This is a genomic window from Treponema sp. OMZ 799 (assembly GCF_024181365.1).
Lineage (GTDB): Bacteria > Spirochaetota > Spirochaetia > Treponematales > Treponemataceae > Treponema_B.
Window position 1 is genome coordinate 1471763 of sequence record NZ_CP051301.1, and the last position, 14371, is coordinate 1486133.

Below are 14371 nucleotides of genomic sequence, written 5' to 3' on the forward strand. Positions count from 1 at the left end.
AATACTATACGGAGAAAATTATGATAACCGGAAAACGTTTTAAATTTATTCTATTAACTTTTATTTTTACTTCAGGCCTTTTTTTTACGGAGGCCGGCCTTCTTTTTGCACAAGATAAACCTGACGCTCTAAAGCTTTATAGGCAGGGCCGCAGTCTTGATTCTATAGGGAGACGGGATGATGCCAGGACTGCTTATTTATCTGCTATCGAAATTTGCCGTAACGAATTAAAGGTAAATTCTAAAAACATGGATTCTTATGCCGTATATACGTGGTGTCTTTTTCGATTAGGAAGATATAAGGACACTGAGCTGGTGTGTAGTGATGCCTTAAAAATAGGGAAGGATGCCCGAATTATCGAAACATTAGGGGAAGCTCAGTTTTTCCTTGGAAACTATAAGGACTCTTTGCGGAACATGGAAATGTATATCGAAATGGCTCCCAACGGAGAGCGTATAAGCGTTGCCCATTTTTTTGTCGGCGAAATTTACCGAAATACCAAAAAGTATCACAAGGCCGATATAGCTTATTCTATTTCGGTTCACTTGGAGCCTTCCAACTCTCTTTGGTGGTATAGACTCGGAATCGTCCGTGAAGCGGCCGGGGAAAAAGAAGGTGCGATTGCGGCTTATCAGACAGCCGTAAAACTCCGTCCCGATTTTAAGGATGCAGCTGATGCCCTCAAACGAGTAAGAATTTAAATGCCTCAGCCTCTAATAGATTCCTTACAAAGTTCTATCCGCTCATGGAAGGATATGAAAAATGCCTTCGATGAGATAGATGAAAATTCTTATCCCTACAACCTCACAGGGATTTCGGGAGGCCTTTTCGGTTTTTTTTTAACGGAGTATCTGTATAGAACCCGCAAGCCCGTCCTCGTTGTAGTGCCTACCGAAAAGGAAGCTGAGGCCGTAAGGGCCGACTTGGATTTTTCCGGAATAGAAAATTTTGTTTTGCCTTGGTGGGGCTCTCTTGCCTATAGGCCGATTTCGCCGACGGCTCCCGTTTTTTCGGAAAGAGCCGAAGTGCTGATCCGTTTGTTGGAATCCGGGAATGAATCTTATGCAAAAAATAAGCCTCCCGTTTTTATTAGCTGTCAGCGCTCTTTTTTAACTCCGGTTCCTCCGGCCGATTATTTAAAACAAAACAAGGTAGAAATCTCTGCCGGTTCAAGTTTGGATATTTTAAGCGTTGCAGAGCTTTTAACCCTTTGGGGGTATACAAGGGTTCCTCGTGTAAGCGTGAGGGGGGAGTTTGCCCTGCGCGGTGAAGTCTTGGATATCTGCCTTGCTTCCAATTCGGGCTCCGAAAAAACGGCCTACCGAATTCAATTTGATTTTGACAGGGTAGAAAAAATAAAGAGCTTTGATATAGCAAGTCAGGGTTCTTTAGAAGAACATAAAAAGATTAACCTTTATCCCGTAAAAGAAGTTATTTGGAATGACGAGCGTATCGATTGCTTGGAAAAAAATTTAAAAACCTATTCGGAGTTCTCCGAAAACATTTTAAAGATTGTTGATGCCTTAAAAGAATATAAAACCTTTGAGGGAGAAGAAATTTTTTATCCGCTTGCATTTGAAAAAAGCTCTTCAGTTTTGGAATATGCGGAACTAAATGAGATTCCTGTTTTTTATGCCGATTATGACAGACAAAAAAATTCTTCCGAAGTTTTACTTAGAGAATACATGGGGCTTTATAAAAAAACAAAAACTCAATTTGACGAAAACGAAAAACGAAAGGCCCTGATTTCGGAATATCCCGAACCTCAACGCATCTTACTTCAATTTGAAAGCAATGTACAAAAATATAATAAGTCGATTTATTTTAGAACGCTTGCTGAACAAGAAAATAAAACAAAAACTCTTAAATTTAAAACCGATCCGCCCCGCAGTTTTTTCGGGAACATAGTTTATTTGCGGGAAGAATTAAATAACCTTTTAAACGATAATTGGTCTATCTTTGTATTTGCCGAAAGCGATAATCAGGCTCTCCGTATCGAAGAGATTTTGCATGAAGAGCGGATAAAGATTTTGCCATACAACCTTTCAGGCGGCTTCGGTATTCCCGGCCTGAAAATTTTGGTAATTCACGAAAACGAAATTTTCGGCCGCCGCAGAAGAATTCCAAAATCGGTAAAGACTGCAAAGAGTTCCGTTATCGATACTTTCATCGAATTAAATCCGGGAGACTATGTTGTTCATGTAAATTACGGCATAGGAAAATTCCGCGGTATCGAGCGTGTTAAAATTTTAGACACTGAAAGAGATTATATAAATCTTTTATATGCAAACGATGAAACCGTTTTTATTCCGATTGAGCAGGCCGACCTTGTTCAGCGTTATATAGGAAACGAAGGAGAGGCTCCACACCTCGATATCCTCGGCTCCAAGTCTTGGGAGAACAGAAAAAACAAGGTAAAAAAATCGGTTGAAGATATAGCGGCAAAACTCATCGACCTTTATTCCAAAAGAAAGGCGAGTACCGGTTTTGCTTTTCAAAAAGACGATGAATGGCAGACGGCCTTTGAGGCTGCCTTTCCTTATGAAGAAACCGATGACCAGCTTACCTGCATAGCCGAGGTAAAAGAGGATATGGAAAAACCCGTTCCTATGGATAGGCTTATCTGCGGTGATGTAGGTTACGGTAAAACCGAGGTTGCAATGCGCGCGGCTTTTAAAGCCGTTATGAGCGGAAAGCAGGTTGCCTTTTTGTCTCCTACAACTATTTTGACGGAACAGCATTTTGAAACTTTAGATAAGAGGTTTAAAAACTTTCCCGTAAAGCTGGCCCGTCTTTCCCGTTTTGTTCCAAAGGGAGAACAAAAAAAAGTTTTGGAAAAATTAAAAAAAGGCGAAGTTGATATTTTGATCGGAACTCACCGCATAATTCAAAAGGATGTTGTCTTTAAGGATTTGGGTTTGATGATTGTCGATGAAGAACAGCGCTTCGGTGTTAAGGATAAGGAAAGATTAAAACAGATGAAGCACAATGTGGACTGTCTTTCTCTTTCTGCAACTCCAATTCCGCGCACCCTTCACATGTCTCTTTTAAAAATAAGAGACATGAGCGTAATTGCAACTCCTCCTCAAAACAGAAAGCCTGTCGAAACCGTTATTGCCGAGTTCAATGCCGAAAAAGTTGCCGAGGTTATAAGGCGGGAATCTTCTCGGGGCGGGCAGGTTTTTTATCTTCATAACAGGGTTGAAAGTTTAGATGAAACTCTTTTTATGCTTCAATCCCTTTTGCCTGAGATTATGATTGAGACAGCCCACGGTCAAATGTCTCCGAACCAACTTGAAGAAATTTTTGAACGGTTTAGTATGGGCGGTTTTCAGGTTTTAATTGCGACCACCATTATCGAAAACGGTATCGACATTCCGAATGCCAACACCATCATCATAGACAGGGCCGACATGTACGGAGTTTCCCAGCTTTATCAGTTGAGGGGAAGGGTAGGCCGCTCCGATAAAAAGGCCTATGCCTATCTTTTATATCCTGACGATAAGGCCCTTTCCGAAATTGCAATGAAGCGGCTTCAAGTTATTTCCGACTTTACCGAGCTCGGTTCCGGCTTTAAAATTGCGATGAAGGATATGGAAATAAGAGGAGCCGGAAATCTTTTGGGCAGGGAACAATCGGGCGATATTTATTCCGTCGGCTTCGATTTATATTTGCGCCTTTTGGATGAGGCTGTTCAAAAACTTCAAAACCAAGATTATGAGCCCGTTCAAGAATCCGTTATCGAGCTTGAGTACTCGGGCTTTATCCCCGATTCCTATATTTCAAGTCCCGAAACGAAGATGGAAGTTTATAAAAAGATTGCCGCCGTTAAGGTTCAAGGAGACCTCGACCGAGTCTACTCCGAAATTCTTGACCGTTTCGGTCCTGCGCCTTCCGAAGTGGAAAGTCTTTTGGCTCTTTCCGAAATAAAAATTATCTGTAATCATCTTTCGATTGCAAGCCTAAAAGAAAGAAAGGCCGCCGTCCGCATAGAGTTTGCACGCGTATCAAAAATCTCGGTAGATAAACTTTTGCGCATGATAAAAGAATCTGCAGGGCGTGTAAGTCTTGACCCCAAAGCTCCGAATGTCCTCATTCTCCAAACCGGCAAGATAGGCCTAAAAGAAAAAAGTGAATTTATCCGCGAAAAACTCGGCAGCTTGATGTAGGGTAAACCGCAAAGGAAAAATAATTATGCTTGAACTTAAAGATATCAATAAAACATATAAAACTCAAGAAAGAAGATTCGGATTTTTAGGTATCGTAAAAGATATGTTTAAGGCCGATTATTCTGAGGTTAAGGCTTTAACGGATATTTCTTTTAAGATTGAGAATAATGAAAATGTTGCGATAGTCGGCAAAAACGGTTCAGGGAAATCGACTTTGATAAAAATTATTTCGGGTATTTTGCGGCCTACGAGCGGAGAAGTTTTATTTAATCAAAAAAATATTTATGAAAATCAAAAAGAATACAAACGGAATATAGGTGTTATTTTCGGTCAAAGAAGTCAGCTCTACCAAAATATGATTTTTAGAGAATCTTTAGAGCTTTTTAGGCTTATTTATAAAATCGAAAAAGATGAAGCAAATAAAAGGCTCGACAGTCTTATCGATTTGCTTAAGCTTGAAAACCTTTTAAAAAAGCCCATTAGAGAAATGTCTTTAGGACAAAAAATGAAGTGTGAAATCGCTTTGGTTTTATTTCATAATCCTAAAATCCTTCTTTTAGATGAACCGACAATAGGTTTGGATCTTGAAGTAAAAGAACAATTTTATAATCTGATAAAAACTTATAAACAATCTAATGATATTATTTTAATTTTAATTTCTCATAATTCCGATGATATAATCAATCTGTCTGAAAGATTGTTGGTTTTAAACAACGGAAGATTACAAGAAGATATAAGAACTCATGAATTTATAGAAAATTACGATAAGTCTAAAATTGTTACACTTTTGTATAAAAAGAATATTGATTTAACCCAAAAACTACAAAACAATTTTAATATAAGAGAAAAAGATCTTCAAAAAAACAGTATTTCATTTGAAGTTGACAAACAGATTACAATGGAAGAAATTTTTAATTCTTTAGATGATAAAGAAAATATTTATGATATAAAAATTGAAAATGAAGATTTTTCTAAAATTTTATTAAACTATTACAAGGATAAAAAAACGGAATGAAATATTTACTTGGAATTATTTATTTAAATATTAAACAGCACTTGTATTTTAAAATATCGGCCGTTTTTTCTATATTTTCCTTGTTGTTTTTATTTTTAATAAAATCTTCAATTTGGTCGCAAATAGGAAATACGGATTATATTTCTTATTTTGCAATTATAACTATAGTCGGTTCTTTTATCGTCGTAACTACCGATAGATATTTTCAAACTATTTATCAAACCGGTTCTATTTCTTTTCTTTTATTAAGACCGATTAATTTCGGTCTTAATATCTTTTTAAAAGATTTTGCGGCAGCTATTACAAGATTTATATTAAAATCTCTGCCTTTGCTTATAGTCTTAATTTTATTTTTTGATGTGAATATCTATTACGGTGCCGTAAATTTAAGTTTATTTATTTTTTCAGCTTTTTGTGCATATTTATTTAATTGGTTTACGGCTTATATTATAGGTTTGTGCGTTTTCTTTTACGGTAATAATGAGGGGTTTATTCAAATTAAAAATATTTTATTTTTATTTTTTTCAGGTTCCTTGATTCCTTTTGATTTTTTTCCTAAAACTTTGCAAAAAATTTTAAATTATTTACCGTTTCGAGTGCTGTATCAAATTCCTATTGAGGTTTTAAACAGCAGCAATTTAAAATCATTTAGTTTAATATCAAGACAATTATATTGGATATTTTTTCTTTTGGTGGTTACCTGTATTTTTCATAGAAGGGCAATAAAAAAAATAGAGATAATGGGCGGTTAGATGAATTATTGTTATAAACTTTTGGTTTTAAAAATAAAGGAACAGCTTTCTTTTAAAAACGATTCTGTTTTATGGTTAATTGTTCGAGTCTTAAATTCCATAATGGGAATATTGGTTCTTGTTTTTATTTTCAATAAAACTCTTGATATAAAAGGTTTTAATAGAGAAGAATGTTTGTTAATTTATTCTTTGTACACAATTTCCGTCGGTATTTTTTATTGTTTTTTTGCTTGGACACTTTGGTATTCAAATACTTATATACTGCAAGGTAAATTAAGTTTGGTATTAACTCTTCCGGTTAATCCTTTTTTGTACATCACTTTTGATAACTTTGCCTTATCTGAAGTTTTTGGAATTGTTACAGGTTTATCAATTTTTATATATTCGGCTTATACTTTAAATTTAGGCATAATAACCATCTTATCCTTATTCTTATTTTTAATTGCAGGAACTTTCGGTATTATCGGCATATTTTTGATAGTCTCATCTTTTTCTATAAAATATCCTAAAATAGAAGAAGCTTTTTCGCCCCTAATGGATATGCTCGATTTTGCTCAATACCCCATATCTATTTATAATGCGTTTATCAAGTTTATTTTAACATACATATTTCCTGTCTCAATGATAGCATTTTATCCGGCTGCTTTTAGCTTGCATAAATATTCATTTAATATTAAATTTATTCTTTTACCGATGTATTCCATAATTATATTTATAATCGGTTATCTATTCTTTATGAAAAGCATAAAAAAATATGAAGGAACAGGAGCTTAGGAGAAATTAAAATGAATCTTACACTCCGATTCCGAGATTATCTATATCCAAGCCGGATTTTTGTTCAAAGTATTTTTTTAGTTCGATATGTTTGTCCCATTTGTCTTGAGGATAATAGCCGTGGCGTTTTTTGACATCGCTCATTCTTTCTTCTATTTTTGTTGAGCCTTGAGGCAGAGCAATGCTGTCGCATAGCTGGATGAGTCTGTCGTAATCATCATATTCGTATTCGTCGATAAGCTTTTTTATTTTTTTATAAGCTTCCGGGCTGACATCATTTTTGCCTATGTAGGTTTCTATATCTTTTATGGAAAAGGAATGAGTTATACATACTCGGGCTGCTTCATCATAGCCTAATTTCATAAGATATTCATAACCGTCTATCACATGGGCTAGGGCGGTTACGCCCTCCTGCCGTCCTATATCGTGGAGAAGTCCCAAGATATAAGCCTTGACGGGATCCAAGTCCTTACAGGCTGAAGCGATTTTTTGTGCGCACTTGCCTGCAACTATGGAGTGTTCCCGCCAAGGACCGGGATTTTTTAAACAAGCCTCTTCAAGTAATCTTTCTGCTTCTTCTTTAGAAGGTAACACTTTTTTATCGTTTTACTTTCCTGAAATAGTAATCCCTGTAGAATGCATCCACGGAACTATTGCATTTCCATAGTCTACTTTTTCTTTTGAAACCGAAATTATATCGCTGAACATTTTTACGATGTTTCCGGCTATCATCGTTTCGGAAAGAGGTTTTGTAATTTTGCCGTTTTCGATGAGGTAGGAGTTTTTTGCAATACCCGAAAAGTCTCCGTTTGCCGCAGGGCTTCCGCCTGAAAAACGTCCGAGTAAAATTCCCTTTTTGACGGCTTTAATCATATCTGTCTTTGCCGTATTTCCGCTTTCGATGATTAGACCTTCTCCTCCCGAAACGCAGCGGGGAAGTCCGGTTTTTTTGGAACCGTAAAGGCTCAAAACAAAGTCTTTTAAAACTCCCTTTTCGATGAGGGTTTCGTTTTCGGCCTTAAAACCGTCTCCCGTATAGAGGCTTTCAAGTTCCGTACCCGGCTTTCGAGGGAATGAATGGAGGGTAAATAAATCCGATAATACTTTTTGGTTTAATTTATCCTTCCAAATAGACGTGCCGGTAATGAGAGGCATGTCGCTCATAAAAAGCCCCAGCATGGTACCTGCAAAATCTATCATACTCATAGGCGTTATAATTATATCCCCTGTAAAGGAGCCTGAAAGAGGGGCGGTAATAGTTTGCTCGCAGTTTTCCCTCATAATCTCATCGAGGTTTCCCCAGTCTTTTAAGGGTTTATCCAAATTAAGGTGAGCGGCTCCGCTATAGTTAAAGCTGCTTGTTCCCTTGCCGTCTTTTGCAAAGAACATTGCAGCAAAATTATATATGCCTGAGCTTTGCGTAAAGCGCACTCCGTTCGAGTTTGCAAGAACTTTTTCACTTCGTGTGAAGTCCAAAATACATTGGTTTAACTGGAGGGTAGGATAGGTAGATTTTGTATAATCCAAAAACTCTTTGAGCCTATCATACATTTTTTCGTTATTGGGTTCGCTATCTCCGTAAGAAAGAGTTTCTGCCTTTTGCATAGGAGAAATATCGTTTCCATCATCTTTTTCGGAAGAGCGTGAAAGGGAAACTGCCTTTGCCGCGTTTTCTTTTAATGCCTTTTCGCTTAAATCATTTCCTGAAATATGCCCCTTTTTGCTTTCAACAAGGGAGGTCATCGCAACGGAAATATCCGTAGTACTCCTGTAAAGGCTTAAACGGCCTGCATCAATATTCATTTCGCTTTTTACGCTTTTTGAAACCCTTGTTACTGCCTTATCGGCTCCCTCTTTTTTTATGGTCTCCAAGATAAATTCCGCATGTTTTATTCCGTCAAATCCGCTCATTATTCACGTCCTCCTACTCCGATTTTACACTTGATGGCAGGCCCGCCCATTCCTACATTGATGAGCTGCTTTTTTCCGCACATGCCGGCATTGCTCCAACTCATATCGTCGCTTACCATAGTTACGGTTTTTAGCATGTCGAAGGCAACTCCCGCTATTGTGCAGTCCTTTACTGCTTTGCCGATTTTTCCGTTTTTAATTTCATAGCCTAAAACTACGCCGAACATAAATTCGCTTGTAGAATCGGCCTGCCCGTTTGAAGAGCGTACAAAATAATATCCGTCATCGATGCTGGCTATCATATCCTTAAGCTTATCTTTGCCGGGAAGGATGGCCGTGTTTCTCATGCGTACTAGTGGTTCATCAGAAAACTCGTTGGCTCTGGCATTGCCTGTCGGGTCTACTTTGAAGATTGCTGCCGACTGTTTGTTATGCATGTAGGAGCGCAAAATTCCGTCCTTGATGATTACTGCATCTTTTGCGGCAACTCCCTCATCATCTATCCAAATCGGAACAGGGCAGAGATTGCCGTTGTACTCATAGGCAAAGTCTACGAGGGTTACGAGAGGTGTTGCAACTTCCTTATTCATAAAATCTGCTGCGATAGAGCCGGACATTACAAAGTCGGATTCCGTGGTGTGGCCGATTGCTTCGTGGGCAAGAATACCTGCAAGGTCGGGGCCGAGAACTACGTCGTGAACTCCCGGACGGGCATAGACTCCGGCTGCCTTTTGTTTTAGGTTTTCAACCATTTCGTCTATCTTGGAATAGTAAAGAGAAGGTTCATCGAAAAGGTTTTTAAACTGGCCGCAGCCTCCGAAAACATCGTAAAGGTCTATGGGCTGTCCTTCCGAAAGGAGCTTAAAGCTCATCATTAAATTTGCCCTTGAAATATAGGTGTGGGCATCGGCCTTGTCCGAGGTAATAAGATGCCTTTCGGTTCCGTTTGCCGAGATTCTAAAAATTCTTGATTGAAGTTCGGGATATTTTTTTGCCGTGTAGTTTTCAAGGTCTTTTATAAAGTCTATAGCTTCCTTTTGATCGGCATCCTTGGAAGGATCGTATTTTCCGTAGGTTCCCTGTCCCGTAAAGGCAGGAAGTTCAGCTTGACCGCTTCCCGTTTTTTTAGCTAAGAACTTAACGTTTTCGCTTGCCACTTTTATAGAAGAGGCTATGGCCTCATCCGTCTGCTCAGGAGATGAGGCAAAGCCCCATACTCCATCCTTAAAAGCGCGGGCACAAACCCCGGCTTTTCGGGCTTGAACATTGTTTACAAGATCTCCGTTTAAAGCTGCGACAGTCATAAATGTATCATCTTGAACTCGAAGCTCTGTGTACTCCGAAAAAAGCCTTGCATGACTCTTTAAATCATCAAATTTCATGGTCTTCCTCCATTTTATTCTTCTTCAAATTTATTGTTAAAAATAGTTTCGATTGCCTCGCAGGCCTCAGCTTCATCGGGTCCGTCACAGGTTAAAGTTATCTCCGTGCCGTAGGCTGCTGCCATAGTAATAATTCCTATTACCGACTTGGCATTGATTTTTGCGTCTTCCCTGCATAAAAAAATCTCCGAAGAAAAGTTGTTCGATTTTTGTGCAATGAGAGCTGCGGGGCGGGCATGTATTCCTGCCCGGTTTTGAACCTTAATAATTTTTGAAATCATAATTTAATCCTTTTAATACGTATCGTCATCAGTGTAGTAGGGTGCCCTTGCCGAATCGGTTTCAATCCATCTGAGCACATTTCTGCTGAATTCCCTTGCAGAAAAATATCCCATACTCTTTAGTCTTTCATTTTTAGCTGCCGTTTCCAAAATGATCGGCACATTCCTTCCCGGTTTTACCGGTATTTCCAACATAGGAATCTTAACGTCAAGAATTTCGGTTGTAAGCTGTTCCGTTCCCAATCTGTCATAAACTTTTTCTGCATCCCATTCTTCAAGCTTTGCAACCAGCTGAATCTGCTTTATTTCTCTTATAGCACCTATACCGTAAAGCCGGCGTATGTTTATAATCCCTAAGCCCCTTATTTCCATGTGGTGGCCTATAATCTTATTGGCTCCGCGGCCTACAAGGGTGTTTCCGTTTATGCAGGAAATCTCGACTACATCATCGGCCACAAGACGGTGTCCCCTTTCGATTAGCTCAAGGGCCGTTTCGCTTTTTCCTACGCCTGAGCTGCCCATTATGAGGATTCCGAGGCCGAAAACCTCTACCAAGACCCCATGAATCGAAATTTTAGGGGCAAAGATATTTGATAAAATTCTTAAAAGGCGCAAGGCCAGCTCATTTGATGAAAGGGTTGAAATCAAAACCGGACAATTGTGCTTGTCGCTTATTTCTAAAAATTCCTTAGGCGGTTTTAAATCGTTTGAAAATAAACAGCATGGAATTTTAAAGGAAAACATTTTTTCGATTGTGGATAGGTCTTTTTTTTCTGTAAGGGTGGCAAGATAGGCATATTCTCCCCGTCCGAAAAGCTGTACTCTTTCATTTGCAAATGAATCGAAAAAGCCTGAAAGGGCAAGTCCCGGACGGTTTATATTAGGCTCGATAATCTTATTTGCAAGGCCCATTCTCCCCGATACGCAGGTCAATTCAAGGGAGTCATGTTTTTTAAGGTCTAATTCCAAAAGGTTGAGCACCGAAAAGCTTATGTTAGCCATGTTTTTACTATACACATTTACGGCTCTTTTGTAAACAGACCTTGCCTGATTTTCCACGGCTTACGCATGAATTCCTTAGCTAAATAAAACATTAAACCTAAATGAATCATCAAAAGTACAAAGCATTTTCTTCCTTTTCAGAGTTTTACCATTTTGATACATTTTTATTCGATTAAAGCAAATCCTCCTTAAAATTGCTATGTTTTCAGCAGTATTTTTTTCTCGAATTTGACATTCATCGTCTCTAAATATTACATCCAGCGACCAGTGTAAAGTGTTTTCTATTGTCCAATGTGTTCTTACAGCTGTTACAAACTCATTTATATCCTCTATGCTGCTAATAAAGTAACGCTTTTCACTGTATTGTTTGCCTTTGCACCTTACAGTGCTTTTGACCATTCCAAAACTCTTTAAATTTGCCCATTTATTCTTATCTGCAAACCAGTTTATATTAGTTGAAAGAAAGTATTCTCTTTTTTCTTCTCTGCCATGCCCTATATCCAAGGTTTCAAATCTTAAAAGTGTGTTTTGAAAGTCTTTATCTTCTATAGAAAAATAATCTTTTACATCATTATACGCTGCCGGCTGATTTTCTTTTAGAGCCAATACATAATCACATTTTTTCTTTGTGATTTCTTTTGCTATTTCTTTTTGACACCCCATGGCATCTATAGTAATTATCGAGCTTTTTAGTTTTAAAAGGTTAAGGAGTTCAGGAATTGCTGTGATTTCATTCGATTTTTCAGCACATTTTATTTGTCCTAGTACAACTCCCGCTTCGTGAGCGAATGCACTTACCAAATGAATACCTCTACTTTGTTCACTTGCACTTCCACGTAATGTTTTTCCATCAATGTGAATGTATGAACCTGTTGGAATATTAAGGGATTGTTCAATCCACGAGATAAAAAGGCTTTGAAATTGTTTGGGATTAATCATCGCAAGGACTCTTCCTATGGTGTCGTGCGAAGGAACTCCATTTTCTAACAAGAGTCCTACCTCATTTTTTAGCCAATCCTTTTTTACTTCGGCAAATTCCCCTATTTCAAATACAGTTTGAACTCCGCTACAAACAGCACACAGTGCTATTACCAATATTTCGCTGATTAGATGTTTTACTTTGCCCGACTGACGATTATCATTAAGTTCGTTAAAATATTCTTTTAATGTTTTCATACTTTAAATATCGGCTATTTTTTTTCATGCGTAAGCCGTGCCTGATTTTCTGTCTCTTTTAAAAATTTAAGAGCTTAGAAAATAAAAAGGGGAGCCCCTTAGAGCTCCCCTAAAAATTTAAACCTTAAGCCTAAGTTTATTTCTTTTCTTGAACCTTGTCCTTTTCTTTTTTGACTTTTTGGTCGGCTATATCCATCATTTTATTGACGCCGGCCTCAAACTCATAGTTTTCGGTTGAAACATGGGCTGTGCCCCCCCACCTAAAGTTAATTGTTGTGTCGTAGATAAACTTTTTATCCAGTTTGATAAAGCACTGAATGTCGGTAATAAGATTATCCGCATATTCAATTCTTTTAAACTTTTGATCAAGATAGTTTTTCTGATCCTCGTCCATCGTAAATTTTACTGCTTGAATGTTAATGTTCATAATTTCCTCCACACAATTTCATTGTACTTATAGGATACTACACTTTTGCCGAAAAGTCGAGCATTAAATACAAATAAATGGGAAAAAATTAAAGACCTCTCGGGGCCTTTGCAGGATCAATGGGTTTATTTTTATCGTAGACCATAAAGTAGAGCCTGGCCTTACCTGTCAGCAACTCTACTCCTAATTCTCCCAATTTTTGGCCTACTGTTATGGTATCTCCTTTTTTGACGATGACCTTCTCCATTCCGCCGTAAACATATATGTGTTTTGTCTTAGATTGAACAAAGACGACCTGCCCGAAGCCTCGGTGAGGACCTGTAGATACGACTTTTCCGGAACTGACGGCCTTTACAGCCTGTCCTTTTACCGAATCTATGACGACTCCCGTAATTTTTCCGGACAAATACGCAACCTTTGAGGCCGGAACGGGCCAAAGCAGCTTGGAATCGGCCTGTTTTGTTGAAGTGCTCGGCTTTACGGCTTTAGAACCCTTATCCGGAGCAGTCTTTGTAATTGAAGTCTTGTCTTGCTTATCGGCTTGAACCTTATCTGTAGGAATCTTTAAAATTTGGCCTATTTTTAGGGGTGTTTTTTCGTTAAGGCCGTTTAGATTAAGAATATCCGAAAATTTGACGCCAAATTTTTTTGCCAAGGCATAAAGGGTATCTCCTTTTTGGATGACATAGGTAAGGCCGTCCAAATTGGTTTTTGTATTGGCTTTTGAAGAATTTTCTACCGGAATTATGAGTTTTTGTCCTATTTTTATCTTTGAAGGATCGCTCAAGTTGTTTCTTTTGAGAATGATATCTATAGGCGTATTATATTTTTTGCTTATAGCATAGAGGGTGTCGCCCTTTTCGATTATATGTACAACATCCTCTGCAAAGGCAGCAAGAGATAAAAATATAAAAAATAAAAGCCGTAAAATGTTTTTTTTATACATTAAGCCTCTGCATTTGGAGGATTAAACATATCAACCATAAAGGCTAAATCTTCCGGAGAGAATTCAAGATTCTTTTCCTGTACCCTCTCTTCATTTGTAGTATTGAGTTTTTGCAATAAGCTAAAAACTATATAGGTTAGGATAACGTTTCCTGCCTTTGGATGAGCATTTATATATGCTGTAAATTGCTCCTTAGATATAAGTAAGATTGTCGAAGGATCTAAGGCATTTACGGTGGCCGTTGCAGGCTGATCTTTAAAGAGGGAGGTTTCACCGAAACTTGCATTGTTTTGTAAAATGCCGATTTTAACATCTCCCCATTTTCCGTTTTTTACTATTTCAAGCTTTCCGCTTAATAATACAAAAAAGCCCTTGTTTTCGGTGCCCTCGGTAATAATGCTTTCGCCTCGTTCATAGGAAATAATTTCGGAAAAATCTATTATCTGCATTAAATCCGCATCTTCAATGCACGAAAAAATAGCGGTTTGCTTTACTTCTTGGAAAAAAATGTCCCTATCCATTTCTACCTTGTTCAT

Annotated in this window: 14 protein-coding genes; 5 read left to right on the forward strand and 9 right to left on the reverse strand. The window is 38.0% G+C overall.

The annotated features are described in order from the left end of the window. The first annotated feature begins 20 nt into the window (after positions 1-20). From E4O04_RS06645 to E4O04_RS06665, 5 genes are read left to right on the forward strand one after another with little or no spacing between them, the layout of a single operon-like run. On the forward strand, positions 21-701 hold the full coding sequence (locus E4O04_RS06645; protein WP_253684748.1) for a tetratricopeptide repeat protein: 681 nt from the start codon (positions 21-23) through the stop codon (positions 699-701). Beyond that, on the forward strand, positions 702-4169 hold the full coding sequence (mfd, locus tag E4O04_RS06650) for a transcription-repair coupling factor (protein WP_253710709.1): 3468 nt from the start codon (positions 702-704) through the stop codon (positions 4167-4169). A 25-nt stretch (positions 4170-4194) separates the two neighbouring features. Continuing rightward, the gene (locus E4O04_RS06655; protein WP_253710711.1) at positions 4195-5184 is read left to right on the forward strand and encodes an ABC transporter ATP-binding protein; all 990 of its coding nucleotides are present in this window, start codon (positions 4195-4197) and stop codon (positions 5182-5184) included. After that, positions 5181-5936, forward strand: a complete 756-nt coding sequence (locus E4O04_RS06660) for an ABC transporter permease (RefSeq protein ID WP_253710714.1) — start codon at positions 5181-5183, stop codon at positions 5934-5936. Before E4O04_RS06655 ends, E4O04_RS06660 begins: the two co-directional genes overlap by 4 nt. Continuing rightward, positions 5937-6710 (forward strand): ABC transporter permease, encoded by a 774-nt coding sequence (locus E4O04_RS06665; RefSeq protein ID WP_253710717.1) that lies wholly within the window; start codon positions 5937-5939, stop codon positions 6708-6710. It begins immediately after the preceding gene. An 18-nt stretch (positions 6711-6728) separates the two neighbouring features. Here the strand turns inward: E4O04_RS06665 and E4O04_RS06670 are convergent, their stop codons facing one another. From E4O04_RS06670 to E4O04_RS06710, 9 genes are all read right to left on the reverse strand, one after another. Beyond that, positions 6729-7304: an HDOD domain-containing protein gene (locus tag E4O04_RS06670; protein WP_253710720.1), complete on the reverse strand. Its 576-nt coding sequence runs from the start codon at positions 7302-7304 to the stop codon at positions 6729-6731. A 12-nt stretch (positions 7305-7316) separates the two neighbouring features. Beyond that, positions 7317-8621 (reverse strand): TldD/PmbA family protein, encoded by a 1305-nt coding sequence (locus E4O04_RS06675; RefSeq protein ID WP_253710723.1) that lies wholly within the window; start codon positions 8619-8621, stop codon positions 7317-7319. Further along, positions 8621-10003, reverse strand: a complete 1383-nt coding sequence (locus E4O04_RS06680) for a TldD/PmbA family protein (RefSeq protein WP_253710726.1) — start codon at positions 10001-10003, stop codon at positions 8621-8623. The genes E4O04_RS06675 and E4O04_RS06680 overlap by 1 nt, the downstream gene beginning before the upstream one ends. 14 nt (positions 10004-10017) lie before the next feature. Further along, positions 10018-10284 carry an HPr family phosphocarrier protein gene (locus E4O04_RS06685; protein WP_253684740.1) on the reverse strand — a complete coding sequence of 89 codons (267 nt, stop codon included), beginning with the start codon at positions 10282-10284 and terminating at the stop codon, positions 10018-10020. A 12-nt stretch (positions 10285-10296) separates the two neighbouring features. Beyond that, complete coding sequence (hprK, locus tag E4O04_RS06690; protein ID WP_253684739.1) at positions 10297-11286, reverse strand: HPr(Ser) kinase/phosphatase; 990 nt, start codon at positions 11284-11286, stop codon at positions 10297-10299. Between the two features lie 75 nt (positions 11287-11361). Beyond that, entirely contained in the window at positions 11362-12462 is a 1101-nt protein-coding gene (locus tag E4O04_RS06695; protein WP_253687638.1) for an ISAs1 family transposase, read from the reverse strand. 136 nt (positions 12463-12598) lie between these two features. Beyond that, positions 12599-12889 carry an HPF/RaiA family ribosome-associated protein gene (locus E4O04_RS06700; protein WP_253676748.1) on the reverse strand — a complete coding sequence of 97 codons (291 nt, stop codon included), beginning with the start codon at positions 12887-12889 and terminating at the stop codon, positions 12599-12601. Between the two features lie 88 nt (positions 12890-12977). Further along, positions 12978-13835: a murein hydrolase activator EnvC family protein gene (locus E4O04_RS06705; RefSeq protein WP_253710740.1), complete on the reverse strand. Its 858-nt coding sequence runs from the start codon at positions 13833-13835 to the stop codon at positions 12978-12980. Next, on the reverse strand, positions 13835-14371 hold the full coding sequence (locus tag E4O04_RS06710; protein ID WP_253710743.1) for a cyclic nucleotide-binding domain-containing protein: 537 nt from the start codon (positions 14369-14371) through the stop codon (positions 13835-13837). Before E4O04_RS06710 ends, E4O04_RS06705 begins: the two co-directional genes overlap by 1 nt.

What these genes read in the sequence shown, in the direction of transcription:
- mfd (WP_253710709.1), top strand. Translation starts at nt 702, where the DNA reads ATGCCTCAGCCTCTAATAGATTCCTTACAAAGTTCTATCCGCTCATGG.
- E4O04_RS06655 (WP_253710711.1), top strand. Translation starts at nt 4,195, where the DNA reads ATGCTTGAACTTAAAGATATCAATAAAACATATAAAACTCAAGAAAGA.
- E4O04_RS06665 (WP_253710717.1), top strand. Translation starts at nt 5,937, where the DNA reads ATGAATTATTGTTATAAACTTTTGGTTTTAAAAATAAAGGAACAGCTT.
- E4O04_RS06675 (WP_253710723.1), bottom strand. Translation starts at nt 8,621, where the DNA reads ATGAGCGGATTTGACGGAATAAAACATGCGGAATTTATCTTGGAGACC.
- E4O04_RS06680 (WP_253710726.1), bottom strand. Translation starts at nt 10,003, where the DNA reads ATGAAATTTGATGATTTAAAGAGTCATGCAAGGCTTTTTTCGGAGTAC.
- E4O04_RS06695 (WP_253687638.1), bottom strand. Translation starts at nt 12,462, where the DNA reads ATGAAAACATTAAAAGAATATTTTAACGAACTTAATGATAATCGTCAG.
- E4O04_RS06645 (WP_253684748.1), top strand. Translation starts at nt 21, where the DNA reads ATGATAACCGGAAAACGTTTTAAATTTATTCTATTAACTTTTATTTTT.
- E4O04_RS06710 (WP_253710743.1), bottom strand. Translation starts at nt 14,371, where the DNA reads ATGAACAAGGTAGAAATGGATAGGGACATTTTTTTCCAAGAAGTAAAG.
- E4O04_RS06685 (WP_253684740.1), bottom strand. Translation starts at nt 10,284, where the DNA reads ATGATTTCAAAAATTATTAAGGTTCAAAACCGGGCAGGAATACATGCC.
- E4O04_RS06705 (WP_253710740.1), bottom strand. Translation starts at nt 13,835, where the DNA reads ATGTATAAAAAAAACATTTTACGGCTTTTATTTTTTATATTTTTATCT.
- hprK (WP_253684739.1), bottom strand. Translation starts at nt 11,286, where the DNA reads ATGGCTAACATAAGCTTTTCGGTGCTCAACCTTTTGGAATTAGACCTT.
- E4O04_RS06660 (WP_253710714.1), top strand. Translation starts at nt 5,181, where the DNA reads ATGAAATATTTACTTGGAATTATTTATTTAAATATTAAACAGCACTTG.
- E4O04_RS06700 (WP_253676748.1), bottom strand. Translation starts at nt 12,889, where the DNA reads ATGAACATTAACATTCAAGCAGTAAAATTTACGATGGACGAGGATCAG.